At 60.5% G+C, this 14,522-nt stretch carries 14 protein-coding genes; all 14 read left to right on the top strand.

Annotated features, from left to right (window positions below; all coding sequences use genetic code 11):
• Window positions 1-56 precede the first annotated feature (56 nt).
• The 14 genes from HUW52_RS23270 (at window position 57) to fliM (ending at window position 14,476) form a co-directional block, all read left to right on the top strand.
• Window positions 57-1,250: a PAS domain-containing sensor histidine kinase gene (locus HUW52_RS23270; protein ID WP_175555725.1), complete on the top strand. Its 1,194-nt coding sequence runs from the start codon at window positions 57-59 to the stop codon at window positions 1,248-1,250.
• Between the two features lie 5 nt (window positions 1,251-1,255).
• Complete coding sequence (locus tag HUW52_RS23265) at window positions 1,256-2,647, top strand: sigma-54 dependent transcriptional regulator (RefSeq protein ID WP_016984302.1); 1,392 nt, start codon at window positions 1,256-1,258, stop codon at window positions 2,645-2,647.
• A gap of 128 nt (window positions 2,648-2,775) precedes the next feature.
• Window positions 2,776-3,105, top strand: coding sequence for a flagellar hook-basal body complex protein FliE (fliE, locus tag HUW52_RS23260; RefSeq protein ID WP_016984303.1), 330 nt, complete (start codon window positions 2,776-2,778; stop codon window positions 3,103-3,105).
• A gap of 15 nt (window positions 3,106-3,120) precedes the next feature.
• A complete protein-coding gene (gene fliF / locus HUW52_RS23255) occupies window positions 3,121-4,908 on the top strand; it encodes a flagellar basal-body MS-ring/collar protein FliF (RefSeq protein ID WP_016984304.1) in 1,788 nt (595 codons plus the stop codon).
• Window positions 4,901-5,920: a flagellar motor switch protein FliG gene (gene fliG, locus HUW52_RS23250; protein ID WP_016984305.1), complete on the top strand. Its 1,020-nt coding sequence runs from the start codon at window positions 4,901-4,903 to the stop codon at window positions 5,918-5,920. The genes fliF and fliG overlap by 8 nt, the downstream gene beginning before the upstream one ends.
• 4 nt (window positions 5,921-5,924) lie before the next feature.
• Window positions 5,925-6,731 (top strand): flagellar assembly protein FliH, encoded by an 807-nt coding sequence (gene fliH, locus HUW52_RS23245; RefSeq protein ID WP_016984306.1) that lies wholly within the window; start codon window positions 5,925-5,927, stop codon window positions 6,729-6,731.
• A complete protein-coding gene (fliI, locus tag HUW52_RS23240; protein WP_175555004.1) occupies window positions 6,721-8,079 on the top strand; it encodes a flagellar protein export ATPase FliI in 1,359 nt (452 codons plus the stop codon). The genes fliH and fliI overlap by 11 nt, the downstream gene beginning before the upstream one ends.
• A gap of 6 nt (window positions 8,080-8,085) precedes the next feature.
• The gene (gene fliJ / locus HUW52_RS23235; protein WP_077571659.1) at window positions 8,086-8,538 is read left to right on the top strand and encodes a flagellar export protein FliJ; all 453 of its coding nucleotides are present in this window, start codon (window positions 8,086-8,088) and stop codon (window positions 8,536-8,538) included.
• Between the two features lie 159 nt (window positions 8,539-8,697).
• Window positions 8,698-9,003, top strand: coding sequence for an STAS domain-containing protein (locus HUW52_RS23230; RefSeq protein WP_016984308.1), 306 nt, complete (start codon window positions 8,698-8,700; stop codon window positions 9,001-9,003).
• Window positions 9,004-9,008: 5 nt separating this feature from the next.
• Complete coding sequence (locus tag HUW52_RS23225; RefSeq protein ID WP_175555003.1) at window positions 9,009-10,712, top strand: fused response regulator/phosphatase; 1,704 nt, start codon at window positions 9,009-9,011, stop codon at window positions 10,710-10,712.
• Between the two features lie 31 nt (window positions 10,713-10,743).
• Window positions 10,744-11,091, top strand: a complete 348-nt coding sequence (locus HUW52_RS23220) for an Hpt domain-containing protein (RefSeq protein WP_016984310.1) — start codon at window positions 10,744-10,746, stop codon at window positions 11,089-11,091.
• A 104-nt stretch (window positions 11,092-11,195) separates the two neighbouring features.
• Window positions 11,196-12,566 carry a flagellar hook-length control protein FliK gene (locus HUW52_RS23215; protein ID WP_175555002.1) on the top strand — a complete coding sequence of 457 codons (1,371 nt, stop codon included), beginning with the start codon at window positions 11,196-11,198 and terminating at the stop codon, window positions 12,564-12,566.
• 428 nt (window positions 12,567-12,994) lie between these two features.
• Window positions 12,995-13,498, top strand: a complete 504-nt coding sequence (gene fliL / locus HUW52_RS23210; RefSeq protein ID WP_007920033.1) for a flagellar basal body-associated protein FliL — start codon at window positions 12,995-12,997, stop codon at window positions 13,496-13,498.
• Window positions 13,499-13,507: 9 nt separating this feature from the next.
• Complete coding sequence (fliM, locus tag HUW52_RS23205; protein ID WP_007920032.1) at window positions 13,508-14,476, top strand: flagellar motor switch protein FliM; 969 nt, start codon at window positions 13,508-13,510, stop codon at window positions 14,474-14,476.
• The last annotated feature ends 46 nt before the right edge of the window (window positions 14,477-14,522 follow it).

Below are 14,522 nucleotides of genomic sequence, written 5' to 3'. Positions count from 1 at the left end.
AACGTTCCGTTTAACTGACGGTCAGCCAAGCGAGAAAGCTAATGCCCCAAGCCCAGATGTCTTCTGCCTCCAGTCCCGAGGGGCAGCCGTCCTCCGTAGAACAGGCGAGCCGACAGGGTCTTGAGCAGGCCTTCGCGCTGTTCAGCCAAATGTCCAGTCAACTGACGGACTCCTACAGCATGCTTGAAGCGCGGGTCACCGAGCTCAAGGGCGAACTGGCTGTGGTCAGCGCCCAGCGCATGCAGGAGCTGGCGGAAAAAGAGCGTCTGGCCAACCGTCTGCAAAACCTCCTCGACCTGTTGCCTGGTGGCGTCATCGTCATTGACGGTCACGGCATGGTGCGCGAAGCCAATCCGGCCGCTATCGAGTTGCTCGGCCTGCCGCTTGAGGGCGAGTTGTGGCGCCAGGTGATTGCGCGCTGCTTTGCCCCGCGTGAAGACGACGGTCATGAAATTTCCCTGAAGAACGGTCGACGCCTGTCGATTGCCACCCGCTCGCTGGATGCCGAGCCGGGGCAATTGGTGCTGCTCAACGACCTGACAGAAACCCGCCATCTGCAAGATCAACTGGCGCGCCATGAGCGTTTGTCCTCGTTGGGGCGCATGGTCGCCTCGCTCGCGCATCAGATCCGCACGCCGCTGTCTGCCGCCTTGCTCTACGCCAGTCATTTGACTGAGCAGGAGCTGCCGGTCGCCACGCAGCAGCGTTTCGCCGGGCGGCTGAAAGAGCGTCTGCACGAATTGGAGCACCAGGTGCGCGACATGCTGGTGTTCGCTCGCGGTGAATTGCCGTTGACTGATCGTCTCACTCCGAATGCCTTGATGCAGGCCTTGCAGGCGGCGGCGCTGACCCATGTGCAGGATCTGCCAATCCGCTGGCAGTGCGACAGTCATGCCGGGGAGCTGTTGTGCAATCGCGATACGCTGGTCGGTGCACTTTTGAATTTGATCGAAAATGCGATTCAGGCCAGTGCCGCAGACGTGCGCCTGAAAGTGCATTGCTACACCCGCGACAACAGCTTGCGCATGTGCATCAGCGACAGTGGCAGCGGCATCGAACCGGCCGTTCTGGCGCGGCTCGGCGAACCGTTTTTTACCACCAAAGTCACCGGTACCGGCCTCGGCCTGACCGTGGTCAAGGCGGTGGCACGGGCGCATCAGGGACAATTGCTGCTGCGTTCGCGGGTCGGCCGCGGCACGTGCGCGCAGGTGATCCTGCCGCTGTTTTCCGCTGCACAGGGAGCTGAGTAAACGCCATGGGCATCAAGGTTTTGCTGGTCGAGGATGACCGTTCGTTGCGCGAAGCGCTGGCCGATACGTTGCTGCTGGCCGGCCATGACTATCATGCGGTCGGTAGCGCTGAGGAGGCGTTGACGGCAGTCGCGCGCGAGGCGTTCAGCCTGGTGGTCAGCGACGTCAATATGCCTGGCATGGACGGTCATCAATTGCTCTCATTGTTGCGCGCCCGTCAGCCGCAGTTGCCGGTGTTGCTGATGACTGCCCATGGCGCCGTTGAGCGCGCCGTCGATGCGATGCGTCAAGGTGCAGCGGACTATCTGGTCAAACCTTTCGAACCTAAAGCCTTGCTGGACCTGGTCGCGCGGCATGCGCTGGGCAATATTGGCGCGAGCGAAAGCGAAGGCCCGATAGCGGTCGAGCCGGCGAGCGCGCAACTGCTCGAGTTGGCCGCACGCGTGGCGCGCAGTGATTCCACGGTGCTGATCTCCGGCGAATCCGGTACCGGTAAAGAGGTGCTGGCGCGCTACATTCATCAGCAATCCCATCGCGCCAGCCAGCCGTTCATTGCGATCAACTGCGCGGCGATCCCGGACAACATGCTCGAAGCCACGTTGTTTGGGCATGAGAAGGGTTCGTTCACCGGCGCCATTGCCGCGCAGGCCGGCAAGTTCGAACAGGCCGACGGCGGCACGCTGCTGCTCGACGAAATCTCCGAAATGCCTCTGGGCCTGCAAGCCAAATTGCTTCGCGTGCTGCAGGAGCGTGAAGTCGAGCGGGTGGGCGCGCGCAAGCCAATCGCTCTGGATATTCGCGTGGTCGCCACCACCAACCGCGATCTGGCGGGCGAAGTAGCGGCGGGGCGTTTCCGTGAAGACCTTTTTTACCGTTTGTCGGTTTTCCCCTTGGCCTGGCGTCCACTTCGCGAGCGCACTGCCGATATCCTGCCGCTGGCCGAAAGGTTGTTGGCCAAACACGTCAATAAAATGAAGCATGCGGCGGCGAAACTCTCGCCTGACGCGCAAGCGTGCCTGACCGCTTACCCGTGGCCGGGCAATGTGCGTGAGCTGGATAACGCCATTCAGCGTGCGCTGATCCTGCAGCAGGGCGGTTTGATTCAGCCGCAGGATTTCTGTCTGGCCGGTCCCGTGACGTACACCGCGATGCCTGTCGCCGCGCCGGTGTCAGCGGTGCTTCGCGAGGTGGAAATCGAAGCGGATTCGGCTGGCGCCCTGGGCGACGACCTGCGCCGCCGGGAGTTTCAGATGATCATCGACACCCTGCGTGCCGAACGTGGCCGCCGCAAGGAAGCCGCGGAAAAGCTCGGCATCAGCCCACGCACCCTGCGCTACAAACTGGCGCAAATGCGCGATGCCGGGATGGACGTCGAAGGTTATCTGTTTGCCACCTGACGTCTGGCGCAACGATTTGAAAACGCTTTTCTGAAAGGGGTGCCCATGAGCTGGCACCCTTGTTGCTAATACCTGTGTACCCGCCGAGTGAGTGTCAAAAAATTGCGGGCCGCCCAAGAGAGTAGACCATGAGCCAAGGTATTGAATTTAATCGGTTGATGATGGACATGAAGGCCATGAAATTGGACGCCATGTCTGCACCGAAATCGACGACCGCTGTCCCTGAACTGGCGGGTAGCAGCTTTTCCGACATGCTCGGTCAGGCGATCAACAAGGTCAGCGATACCCAGACCGCGTCGACTCAGTTGGCCAACGCATTCGAAGTGGGCAAGAGCGGCGTCGATCTGACGGACGTGATGGTCGCTTCGCAAAAAGCCAGCGTGTCGTTCCAGGCTCTGACCCAGGTGCGCAACAAGCTGGTTCAGGCTTATCAAGACATCATGCAGATGCCGGTTTAAGGACGAGATTGAGTCATGGCAGAAGCAGTCGCCGATAACGTTCCGGCCAAGGCCACCCCGATAGACGGCAAACCGCCGTTGTTCGGCCTGTCCTTCCTGGAAAACCTCTCCGAGATGACCATGCTGCGTCAGGTGGGCCTGTTGGTCGGCCTGGCTGCGAGCGTGGCGATTGGCTTTGCCGTGGTGCTGTGGTCGCAGCAGCCGGATTACCGTCCGTTGTACGGCAGCCTTGCCGGCATGGACGCCAAACAGGTCATGGACACCCTGGCCGCCGCCGACATTCCTTACAACGTCGAACCGAATTCCGGCGCCTTGCTGGTCAAGGCCGATGACCTGTCCCGTGCGCGGATGAAACTCGCTGCTGCTGGTGTCACTCCCAGCGACGGCAATATCGGTTTCGAAATCCTCGACAAGGAACAGGGTCTGGGCACCAGCCAGTTCATGGAAGCCACGCGTTATCGTCGCGGCCTCGAAGGTGAACTGGCGCGGACCATTTCCAGCCTGAACAACGTCAAGGGTGCCCGCGTGCATCTGGCGATTCCGAAGAGTTCGGTGTTCGTCCGTGATGAGCGCAAGCCAAGTGCTTCGGTTCTGGTTGAACTGTACAGCGGTCGTTCGCTGGAGCCGGGTCAGGTGATTGCGATCATCAACCTGGTGGCGACTTCCGTTCCCGAGCTGAGCAAATCGCAGATCACCGTCGTCGACCAGAAGGGCACTTTGCTCTCTGATCAGGCGGAAAACTCCGAAATGACCATGGCCGGCAAGCAGTTCGATTACAGCCGCCGCATGGAAAGCATGCTCACCCAGCGCGTGCACAACATTCTGCAGCCGGTACTGGGCAACGATCGCTACAAGGCAGAAGTCTCGGCCGATATCGATTTCAACGCCGTCGAGTCGACTGCCGAGCAGTTCAACCCGGATCAACCGGCGTTGCGCAGCGAGCAGTCGGTCAACGAGCAGCGCACCGCCAGCAATGGCCCGCAAGGTGTGCCGGGTGCCCTGAGCAACCAGCCGCCATCGCCTGCTTCGGCGCCGCAAACCACCGGTGGCACCGCAGCGCCGGCCGCCATGGTGCAGCCTGGTCAGCCACTGGTTGACGCCAACGGTCAGCAGATCATGGACCCGGCCACCGGCCAGCCGATGCTCGCGCCGTACCCGGCCGACAAGCGTCAGCAATCGACCAAGAACTTCGAACTCGACCGTTCCATCAGCCACACCAAACAGCAGCAGGGTCGCCTCAATCGCCTGTCGGTGTCGGTGGTGGTCGACGATCAGGTCAAGGTCAACGCGGCCAACGGCGAAACCAGCCGTGCGCCGTGGAGCGCCGACGAATTGGCGCGCTTCACCCGTCTGGTCCAGGACGCCGTCGGTTTCGACGCCAGCCGTGGCGACAGTGTCAGCGTGATCAACATGCCGTTCTCCGCCGAGCGCGGCGAAGTGATTGCCGATATTCCGTTCTACTCCCAGCCATGGTTCTGGGACATCGTCAAACAAGTGCTGGGTGTGTTGTTCATCCTGGTGCTGGTGTTTGGTGTGCTGCGTCCGGTGCTCAACAACATCACCGGCGGCGGCAAAGGCAAGGAGCTGGCCGGTCTGGGCAGCGACGTGGAACTCGGCGGGATGGGTGGCCTGGACGGCGAACTTTCCAACGACCGCGTAAGCCTCGGTGGTCCGCAGAGCATTCTGTTGCCGAGCCCGAGTGAGGGTTATGACGCGCAACTGAATGCAATCAAGAGCCTGGTGGCCGAGGATCCGGGTCGCGTGGCTCAGGTCGTGAAAGAGTGGATTAACGCAGATGAGTGATAACCGAGCCGCAACCTTAAAACTGACCAAGGTCGACAAAGCCGCGATTCTGCTGCTGTCCCTGGGTTCGACCGATGCCGCGCAAGTGCTGCGCCACATGGGCCCGAAAGAGGTTCAGCGGGTTGGCGTGGCCATGGCGCAGATGGGCAACGTCCATCGCGAACAGGTCGAGCAGGTCATGAGCGAGTTCGTCGACATCGTCGGCGACCAGACCAGCCTCGGCGTCGGTTCCGACGACTACGTGCGCAAAATGCTCACCCAGGCATTGGGCGAAGACAAGGCCAACGGCTTGATCGACCGCATCCTGCTCGGTGGCAACACCAGTGGCCTCGACAGCCTGAAATGGATGGAACCGCGCGCCGTTGCCGACGTGATCCGTTACGAACACCCACAGATTCAGGCGATCGTGGTCGCGTACCTCGACCCGGATCAGGCCGGTGAAGTGCTCGGCAACTTCGATCACAAGGTGCGTCTGGACATCATCCTGCGCGTCTCGTCGTTGAACACCGTGCAGCCAGCGGCACTGAAAGAGCTCAACCAGATTCTCGAGAAGCAGTTCTCCGGCAACTCGAATGCCTCGCGCACCACCCTGGGTGGCATCAAGCGTGCGGCCGACATCATGAACTTCCTCGACAGCTCGATCGAAGGCCAGCTCATGGACTCGATCCGCGAAGTCGACGAAGACCTGTCCGGTCAGATCGAAGACCTCATGTTCGTGTTCAACAACCTCGCCGATGTCGACGACCGTGGTATTCAGGCGTTGCTGCGCGAAGTGTCTTCCGACGTGCTGGTGCTGGCCCTCAAGGGGTCGGACGAAGGCGTCAAAGAAAAGATCTTCAAGAACATGTCCAAACGTGCTGCCGAACTGTTGCGCGACGACCTCGAGGCCAAAGGCCCGGTGCGCGTCAGCGACGTCGAAACCGCACAGAAAGAAATCCTCACCATTGCCCGTCGTATGGCCGAAGCCGGCGAAATCGTACTTGGTGGCAAAGGTGGCGAGGAAATGATCTAAGCCCATGGACAAGCACGACGACGATGTGACGGATCTGATCCGTGCCCGCGATGTCCGCGGATTCGAATCCTGGGCCATGCCCAGCTTCGATCCGCCGAAGCCGGAACCCGAGCCTGAGCCGGAACCCGAACCGCCGGAAATGGAAGAAGTGCCGCTGGAAGAAGTCCAGCCACTGACCCTGGAAGAACTCGAAAGTATCCGTCAGGAGGCTTACAACGAGGGCTTCGGCATCGGCGAAAAGGAAGGTTTTCACAGCGCCACGCTCAAGGTCCGTCAGGAAGCTGAAGTAGCGCTGGCGGCAAAACTTGCCAGCCTCGAGCAGTTGATGGCGAACCTGTTCGAACCCATCGCCGAGCAAGATACGCAGATCGAAAAATCGCTGGTCGACCTCGTGCAACACATCACCAAACAGGTGATCAAGCGCGAGCTGGCCATCGATTCCAGCCAGATCGAACACGTCATGCGCGATGCGCTCAAGCTGTTGCCGCTGGGTGTGGAAAACGTGCGTCTGTACGTCAATCCGCAGGACTTCGAGCAAGCCAAGGCTTTGCGCGAACGCCATGAGGAAAACTGGCGCATCGTCGAAGACGAATCGCTGCTGCCGGGCGGCTGCCGGGTTGAAACCGAACACAGCCGCATCGATGCGAGCATTGAAACCCGCGTTACTCAGGTCATGGCCAAACTGTTCGATCAGTTGCACGAGCAGGCCTTGCACCCGGCTGAAGCGGATCTGACCCTGGATATTCCGGAAGACGTAAAACCGGCGGCCACGCCTGAAGAGCCGCTCGCGGACGCACCCGATGCGCCTTGAACGCACCAGTTTCGCCAAGCGCCTGAGCACTTACGCTGAGGCCACCGAGATTGCCGGCGCGCCGATTCTTGAAGGTCGCCTGCTGCGCATGGTCGGCCTCACCCTCGAAGCCGAAGGCCTGCGCGCCGCCATGGGCACGCGTTGCCTGGTGATCAATGACGACAGCTATCACCCGTCTCAGGTGGAAGCGGAAGTCATGGGTTTCTCTGGCAGCAAGGTTTTCCTGATGCCGGTCGGCAGCGTTGCCGGCATCGCCCCCGGCGCCCGTGTGGTGCCTTTGGCCGATACCGGTCGCTTGCCGATGGGCATGAGCATGCTTGGCCGAGTGCTCGATGGTGCCGGTCGCGCGCTGGACGGCAAGGGCGGCATGAAAGCCGAAGACTGGGTGCCGATGGACGGCCCGACGATCAACCCGCTCAACCGTGACCCGATCAGCGTGCCGCTGGACGTTGGCATCCGTTGCATCAACGGCTTGCTGACGGTAGGTCGTGGTCAGCGTCTGGGCCTGTTCGCCGGTACCGGTGTCGGTAAATCCGTTTTGCTGGGCATGATGACGCGCTTCACCGAGGCCGACATTATCGTTGTTGGCCTGATCGGTGAGCGGGGTCGCGAAGTTAAAGAGTTCATCGAGCACAGCCTCGGTGAAGAAGGCCTCAAACGCTCCGTGGTGGTTGCCTCGCCGGCGGACGATGCGCCGTTGATGCGTCTGCGCGCCGCGATGTACTGCACGCGGATCGCCGAGTATTTCCGCGACAAGGGCAAGAACGTTCTGTTGCTGATGGATTCGCTGACCCGTTTCGCCCAGGCCCAGCGGGAAATCGCGTTGGCCATCGGCGAGCCGCCCGCGACCAAGGGTTATCCGCCGTCGGTGTTCGCCAAGCTGCCGAAGCTGGTAGAGCGCGCCGGTAATGCGGAGAAGGGCGGCGGTTCGATTACCGCGTTCTACACCGTGCTGTCCGAAGGCGATGACCAGCAAGACCCGATTGCCGACTCGGCGCGAGGCGTGCTCGACGGCCACATCGTATTGTCCCGGCGTCTTGCCGAAGAAGGTCACTATCCGGCCATCGACATCGAAGCCTCGATCAGCCGGGTGATGCCGGCGGTGGTCTCGGCGGAACACATGCAGCGCGCACAGTACTTCAAACAGTTGTGGTCGCGTTATCAGCAGAGCCGCGATCTGATCAGCGTTGGCGCCTATGTTGCCGGCGGCGACCGCGAGACCGATCTGGCAATTTCCCTGCAACCGCAGTTGGTCCGCTACCAGCGTCAGGGCCTCAACGACAAAATCAACATGGGCGAAAGCCAGGCTTACCTGGAAACCCTGTTTGCCCCCGCGGCGGGCGGCTAACCGGTCATGGCCGCCGTCAGTCGAGCCGCGCGTCTGGCGCCAGTGGTGGACATGGCCGAACAGGCCGAGAAAACCGCCGTGCAACGGCTGGGCTATTTTCAGGGCCAGGTAAAGGTTGCAGAAAGCAAACTGGCCGACCTCAATGCCTTCCGTCTGGATTACTCGCAGCAATGGATCGTGCGCGGCAGCACCGGCGTGAGCGGGCAATGGCTGCTCGGTTTTCAGGGCTTTCTGGCGCAACTCGACACTGCGGTTGATCAGCAGCGCCAGAGCCTGGTCTGGCATCAGAACAAGCTCGACAAGGCGCGTGAGGAATGGCAGCAGGCGTTCGCCAAGGTCGAAGGTTTGCGCAAACTGGTGCAACGTTATCGCGAAGAGGCGCAACGCCTTGAGGACAAGCGCGAGCAGAAGTTGCTCGATGAATTGTCCCAGCGCTTGCCGCGGCAGAATCCGTTTTAAAACAAAATCAAAAGATCGCAGCCTTCGGCAGCTCCTACAGGGGGATCAGTGTAGGAGCTGCCGAAGGCTGCGATCTTTTGATCTAGCTTCTAACCTTGCTGCAACCCTGTGCAGGTGCTAAACCTTGTACAGGTTCGTCAATGACAAGGAAGCCAGTCAATGTCAGTCGTTACAGAAGTCTCTCCAGATGGTCAAAAACTGACGATCTCGGTCAGGGGGCGGTTTGATTTTGGTCGCCATCAGGAATTTCGCGAGTCCTATGAGCGACTCGATACGAAACCCGGATCCATTGTGGTTGATCTGAAAGAAGCTACCTATCTCGACAGTTCGGCGCTGGGCATGCTGCTCTTGCTGCGTGATCACGCGGGGGGTGACGACGCGGACGTGCGGGTGGTCAACAGCAACTCCGACGTGCGCAAGATCCTCGCCATTTCCAACTTCGACAAACTCTTCGACATCAGTTGACCGCCATGCAGGCGCAAGAGCCGCTGACCCTCCTGATCGCCGAAGACAGTGCCGCCGATCGCTTATTGCTGTCGACCATCGTCCGCCGCCAGGGTCACCAGGTCCTGACGGCGGCCAACGGTGCCGAAGCGGTTGACCTGTTTCGCCGTCAGCAACCCGATCTGGTCTTGATGGACGCGATGATGCCAGTCATGGACGGCTTTGAGGCCGCAAGGCAGATCAAGGCGTTGGCCGGCGAAACGCTTGTGCCGATCATCTTCCTGACGTCGCTGACCGAAAGCGAAGCGCTGGCCCGTTGTCTGGAGGCCGGTGGCGACGACTTTCTGGCGAAGCCTTACAACCAGGTGATCCTCGCCGCCAAAATCAAGGCGATGGATCGCTTGCGCCGTTTGCAGGCAACCGTGTTGCAACAGCGGGACCTGATCGCCAAACACCACGATTACCTGCTCAATGAACAGCGCGTGGCCAAAGCGGTGTTCGACAAGGTGGCGCACTCCGGTTGTCTCAGCGCGTCGAACATTCGCTACCTGCAATCGCCGTACGCGCTGTTCAACGGCGACTTGCTGCTGGCGGCTTACACGCCGGCGGGCGACATGCATGTGCTGCTCGGCGATTTCACCGGTCACGGCTTGCCGGCAGCAGTGGGCGCGATGCCGCTTGCCGAAGTCTTCTATGGCATGACCGCCAAGGGATATGGCCTGGCCGAAACCCTGCGTGAAATGAACGCCAAGCTCAAACGTATCCTGCCGGTGGACATGTTTTGCTGTGCGACGCTGTTGTGCCTGAGCTTTCAGCGACGTTCGGTAGAGGTATGGAATGGCGGCATGCCCGATGGGTATTTGCACCGGATCGCCACGGGCGAGCGCGAGCCACTGACCGCGCGTCATCTGCCGCTCGGTGTGCTGAGCCCGCAGGCGTTCGATGACCGCACTGAAGTGCATTCGATGACGGTCGAGGATCGGGTTTTTCTGCTGTCTGACGGCGTGATCGACACCAGTGATGCCAACGATCAGTTGTTCGGTGTCGAGCGTTTGCAGCAGGTGTTCGCCGCCAATCGCGAGCCGGACCGATTGTTCGAGGATATCGAGCAGGCGCTGCGGGATTTTCGCGGCGAGGCACGTGACGATGTCAGCATGGTCGAGGTCAGCCTGCTGGAATCGGCGCGGGTCAAGCCGTCGGTGCCGGTGTATTCCGACAGCGGCCAGTCGTGCCCGCTCGACTGGTCGGTGAGCTTCGAATTCCGTGGTGCCACGCTCAAGCGTTTCAATCCATTGCCGTACCTGTTGCAGTTGCTGCTTGAGGTACATGGGCTGCGGGCGCAGAGTGGCGCTTTGTACAGCGTGCTGGCCGAGTTGTATTCCAATGCGCTGGAGCATGGCGTGCTCGGTCTGGATTCCAGCCTCAAGCGCGATGCGGCGGGTTTCGCTCGGTACTATCAGCAGCGCAATGATCGGCTGGAGGCGCTGCAGGATGGTTTTGTTCGTGTGCATTTGCAGGTGCAGCCACAAGGCGAGGGCGGTTGTCTGGTGATTCGTGTCGAAGACAGCGGCAAGGGGTTTGATGTGGCGCGAGTCATGGAGCGGCCGCTGGACGGTGTCCGTTTGTCGGGGCGCGGCGTCAGTCTGGTCCGGCAATTGGGGCATAACGCCAGTTGGTCGGACGAAGGTCGTAGTGCCCGCGTGGAGTTTTCCTGGGAGGTTGAGGCATAATCCGCGCAATTCTTGATCAAGGAGTGAACAAGTGACTGACACACATGTAGATCGCGAAGTGCTCGACACCTTGCGCGACGTTATGGAAGACAGCTATCCGGATTTGCTCGACACCTTTCTGAGTGATTCGGAAAGTCGCTTGCATCAATTGCAAGAGACCGCCGATGCCAAGGAACTGTCAGAAGTCGCCCATAGCTTCAAGGGCAGTGCAAGCAATATGGGCGCTGTTCGACTGGCGACTCTTTGCCAGGAGTTGGAATCGAACGCTAAAGACAAGAGTCCGGCAGAAAACGTCAAACTGGTCGCCGATATCAGCGTCGAGTTCGCTGAAATTCGCACTGTTTACGAAGAAGAGCGACAGCACGCCACCACCCACTGATCCCGCCGTCCGGCGCTTTTCCAAAGCGCCGGACAAAACTGGCCCGGCACTTGCAGCTATCTCCGCAACTGTACCTACGATCCCAGTGCAGCGGAGACCGTTTCATGCCAGCGACCCCCAACATCCTTCTTCAGAATGCCGCTCAGGCCAAGGCGCAAGCCGCCTCGGCCAAAACGTCGGCTATGGCCGTAGATACTGGGGATAAAGCCTCAAGTTTCGCTAAGGTGTTCGCCGATCAGGGGTCGAGCAAACCTGTTGCCAGCACTGACAACTCGCCCAAGCCGTCGCGTGACAAGATGGCCGACAACAGCGGCAAAAAAGATATCGGCAAGGATCAGTCTGCCGCTGCGCAACCGGCTGTTGCCGATAGCGGCAACGACTTGCCTGCCGATAAAACCGCAGCGACCGATGACACCACCGCCAGCAGTGACGACAGCTCGGACACTTCCCAGCCCTCAGTGGTTGATGCCGCGCCGGTTGACCCGACGCTTGATCCGGCATTGGTTGCCGCTGTGCAGCCTGTGGTCACGGCACCTGTGGTGCAGACCCCGGCTATTGTCGCCACCGCCCAGCCTGAAGCTGAAACACCTGCGCTCGCCGCATTGCCGGGTATGGTCAAAGATCCGGCACCGACCACCGACAGCGATTTCGATCCTGCGGCCGACCCCCTCGACTCGATGCCGGCCGTACGTATGGCGATGGAGCAGGGCGGGCACATTTCCGCTGCCAGCCAGGCGCAACCGAAAGCGTCGCCCGCTCAGGCTCAGGCCGACGGCGAATTGACTGCGGCGCAGAACTTCGCCGCCGGCATGGCCAGCATGCTCGACGTCCAAGCCGACAAGGACAGCACCAGCCAGGGCGGCGAAAAAGCCTTCAGTGGTTTGATCGACGATGGCCTCAAAGATCTCAAGACGGCGACCAGCGATACCCGCGTGGATGACTTCGCCAACCGTCTGGCGGCACTGACGCAAGCTGCCACGCCGAAGACCGCGAATGCCGTGCCGGTGAACCAGCCGATCGCCATGCATCAGAGTGGCTGGACCGAAGAAATCGTCAACCGCGTCATGTATCTGTCGAGCGCCAATCTGAAGGCGGCAGATATTCAATTGCAACCGGCTGAGCTGGGGCGATTGGACATTCGCGTCAACATGATCCCGGACCAGCAGACCCAAGTGACCTTCATGAGCGCGCATCCAAGTGTGCGTGAAGCGCTGGATGGGCAGATGCATCGCTTGCGCGACATGTTCAACCAGCAGGGCATGGGCCAGGTCGACGTCAATGTCTCCGACCAGAGCCGTGGCTGGCAGGGCCAGCAAGGTCAGGAACAGGCTCAGCAGGGTCAGAGTGGTCGCACCAGCGCGGCCGGCGGTCGCCTCGATTCGGTGGATGAAGAATTGGCGCCTGCCGCCATTGCTGAAGCCGCTACGCAAACCACCAGCGTGATTGGCAGCAGCGCGGTCGACTATTACGCCTGATCAAATCAAGAGCCCCTCACCCTAGCCCTCTCCCGGAGGGAGAGGGGACTGATCGGGGGATGCTTGCGAAGTACGCCGACCGGATACTTTTGCTGTGAATCCATAATCGACCCGGTCTTCAGATCGACGTTTCACGACAGGGGCCCCTCATCCTGGCCCTCTCTCGGAGGGAAAGGGAACTGATCGGAGGATGCTCGCGAAGTACGCCGACCTGATACTTTTGCTGTGAATCCATAATCGACTCGGTATCTCAGGTCGGTGTATGAGCCAAGACACCTCGGTCGGCTCCCTCTCCCTCGGGGAGAGGGCTGGGGTGAGGGTGCCTTTGACTTTCGCGTTGTCTCCACCACCACCGACACTTCTGGCATAACACTTGCTCTTGCCTTGCCGTGCGACTGTGAAAACCCGAATAGTGACGGATTATTGGCATGGCGAAGAGCGAAACAGCAGCAGTGAAAGACCCCGCAACCAAAGGCAAACTCAAGCTGATCATTGTGATCGTGCTGGCGTTGCTGCTGGCCATTGGTGCATCCGTGGGGGCGACCTGGTTCTTCATGCACAGTGCCCAGAGCAAACCTGCCGAGGCCGCCGATGCGGCGCCTGTCGGCAAGCAGCCAGCGATTTTCGAGCCGATGGCGCCGGCCTTCGTTGCCAACTACAACCAGAACGGCCGTCAGCGCTACATGCAGGTGAGCATCACCATGCTGGCGCGTAATCAGGCCGATCTGGAAGCGCTCAAAGTGCACATGCCGGTGATCCGCAACAACCTGGTGATGCTCTTCTCCGGTCAGGATTTCGCCACCTTGGCGACCCCGGTCGGCCAAGAGATGTTGCGCCAGAAGGCCACAGCCAGCGTCCAGGAAGTGGCGCAGAAAGAGCTGGGCAAAGTGGTGATCGAACAGTTGCTTTTCACTAATTTCGTACTGCAGTAGGAACACGACATGGCCGTGCAGGATCTGCTGTCCCAGGATGAAATCGACGCGCTGTTGCATGGCGTCGACGATGGTCTGGTACAGACCGATAACGCTGCCGAACCCGGCAGTGTCAAAAGCTACGACCTGACCAGTCAGGATCGCATCGTCCGTGGGCGCATGCCGACTCTGGAAATGATCAACGAGCGTTTTGCCCGTTACACCCGCATCAGCATGTTCAACATGCTGCGCCGCTCGGCGGACGTTGCCGTCGGTGGCGTGCAGGTGATGAAGTTCGGCGAATACGTGCACTCGCTGTACGTACCGACCAGCCTCAACCTGGTGAAGATCAAACCGTTGCGCGGCACCGCGCTGTTCATCCTCGACGCCAAACTGGTGTTCAAACTGGTGGACAACTTCTTCGGCGGCGACGGCCGTCACGCCAAGATCGAAGGGCGTGAATTCACCCCGACCGAACTGCGTGTAGTGCGCATGGTGCTGGAGCAGGCTTTCGTCGATTTGAAAGAAGCCTGGCAGGCAATCATGGAAGTCAATTTCGAGTACATCAACTCGGAAGTGAACCCGGCCATGGCCAACATCGTCGGCCCGAGCGAAGCGATCGTGGTCTCCACCTTCCACATCGAACTCGATGGCGGTGGCGGTGACCTGCACGTGACCATGCCGTACTCGATGATCGAGCCGGTGCGCGAAATGCTCGACGCCGGTTTCCAGTCCGACCTCGACGATCAGGACGAGCGCTGGGTCAACGCCCTGCGTCAGGACGTGCTCGATGTCGACGTGCCTATTGGCGCCACCGTGGCGCGCCGCCAGTTGAAGCTGCGCGACATCCTGCACATGCAGCCGGGCGATGTGATCCCGGTGGAAATGCCGGACGAAATGATCATGCGCGCCAACGGCGTGCCGGCCTTCAAGGTCAAGATGGGCTCGCACAAAGGCAACCTCGCGTTGCAAGTGATCGAGCCGATCGAGCGCCGTTGAAACGGCGCTCCAACCCCCAAGCCTTTAACTGAATTTTTGCCCGCCG

Origin of the sequence: Pseudomonas sp. 43A, from assembly GCF_013363935.1 — a bacterium.
GTDB classification, from domain to species: Bacteria; Pseudomonadota; Gammaproteobacteria; order Pseudomonadales; family Pseudomonadaceae; genus Aquipseudomonas; species Aquipseudomonas crudilactis.
This window is presented reverse-complemented; position numbering and strand designations above follow the sequence as displayed.

Bases quoted from the DNA above. Each gene is read 5' to 3' on its own strand.
- HUW52_RS23270 (WP_175555725.1), top strand. From the start codon at position 57: ATGTCTTCTGCCTCCAGTCCCGAGGGGCAGCCGTCCTCCGTAGAACAG.
- HUW52_RS23265 (WP_016984302.1), top strand. From the start codon at position 1,256: ATGGGCATCAAGGTTTTGCTGGTCGAGGATGACCGTTCGTTGCGCGAA.
- fliE (WP_016984303.1), top strand. From the start codon at position 2,776: ATGAGCCAAGGTATTGAATTTAATCGGTTGATGATGGACATGAAGGCC.
- fliF (WP_016984304.1), top strand. From the start codon at position 3,121: ATGGCAGAAGCAGTCGCCGATAACGTTCCGGCCAAGGCCACCCCGATA.
- fliG (WP_016984305.1), top strand. From the start codon at position 4,901: ATGAGTGATAACCGAGCCGCAACCTTAAAACTGACCAAGGTCGACAAA.
- fliH (WP_016984306.1), top strand. From the start codon at position 5,925: ATGGACAAGCACGACGACGATGTGACGGATCTGATCCGTGCCCGCGAT.
- fliI (WP_175555004.1), top strand. From the start codon at position 6,721: ATGCGCCTTGAACGCACCAGTTTCGCCAAGCGCCTGAGCACTTACGCT.
- fliJ (WP_077571659.1), top strand. From the start codon at position 8,086: ATGGCCGCCGTCAGTCGAGCCGCGCGTCTGGCGCCAGTGGTGGACATG.
- HUW52_RS23230 (WP_016984308.1), top strand. From the start codon at position 8,698: ATGTCAGTCGTTACAGAAGTCTCTCCAGATGGTCAAAAACTGACGATC.
- HUW52_RS23225 (WP_175555003.1), top strand. From the start codon at position 9,009: ATGCAGGCGCAAGAGCCGCTGACCCTCCTGATCGCCGAAGACAGTGCC.
- HUW52_RS23215 (WP_175555002.1), top strand. From the start codon at position 11,196: ATGCCAGCGACCCCCAACATCCTTCTTCAGAATGCCGCTCAGGCCAAG.
- fliL (WP_007920033.1), top strand. From the start codon at position 12,995: ATGGCGAAGAGCGAAACAGCAGCAGTGAAAGACCCCGCAACCAAAGGC.
- fliM (WP_007920032.1), top strand. From the start codon at position 13,508: ATGGCCGTGCAGGATCTGCTGTCCCAGGATGAAATCGACGCGCTGTTG.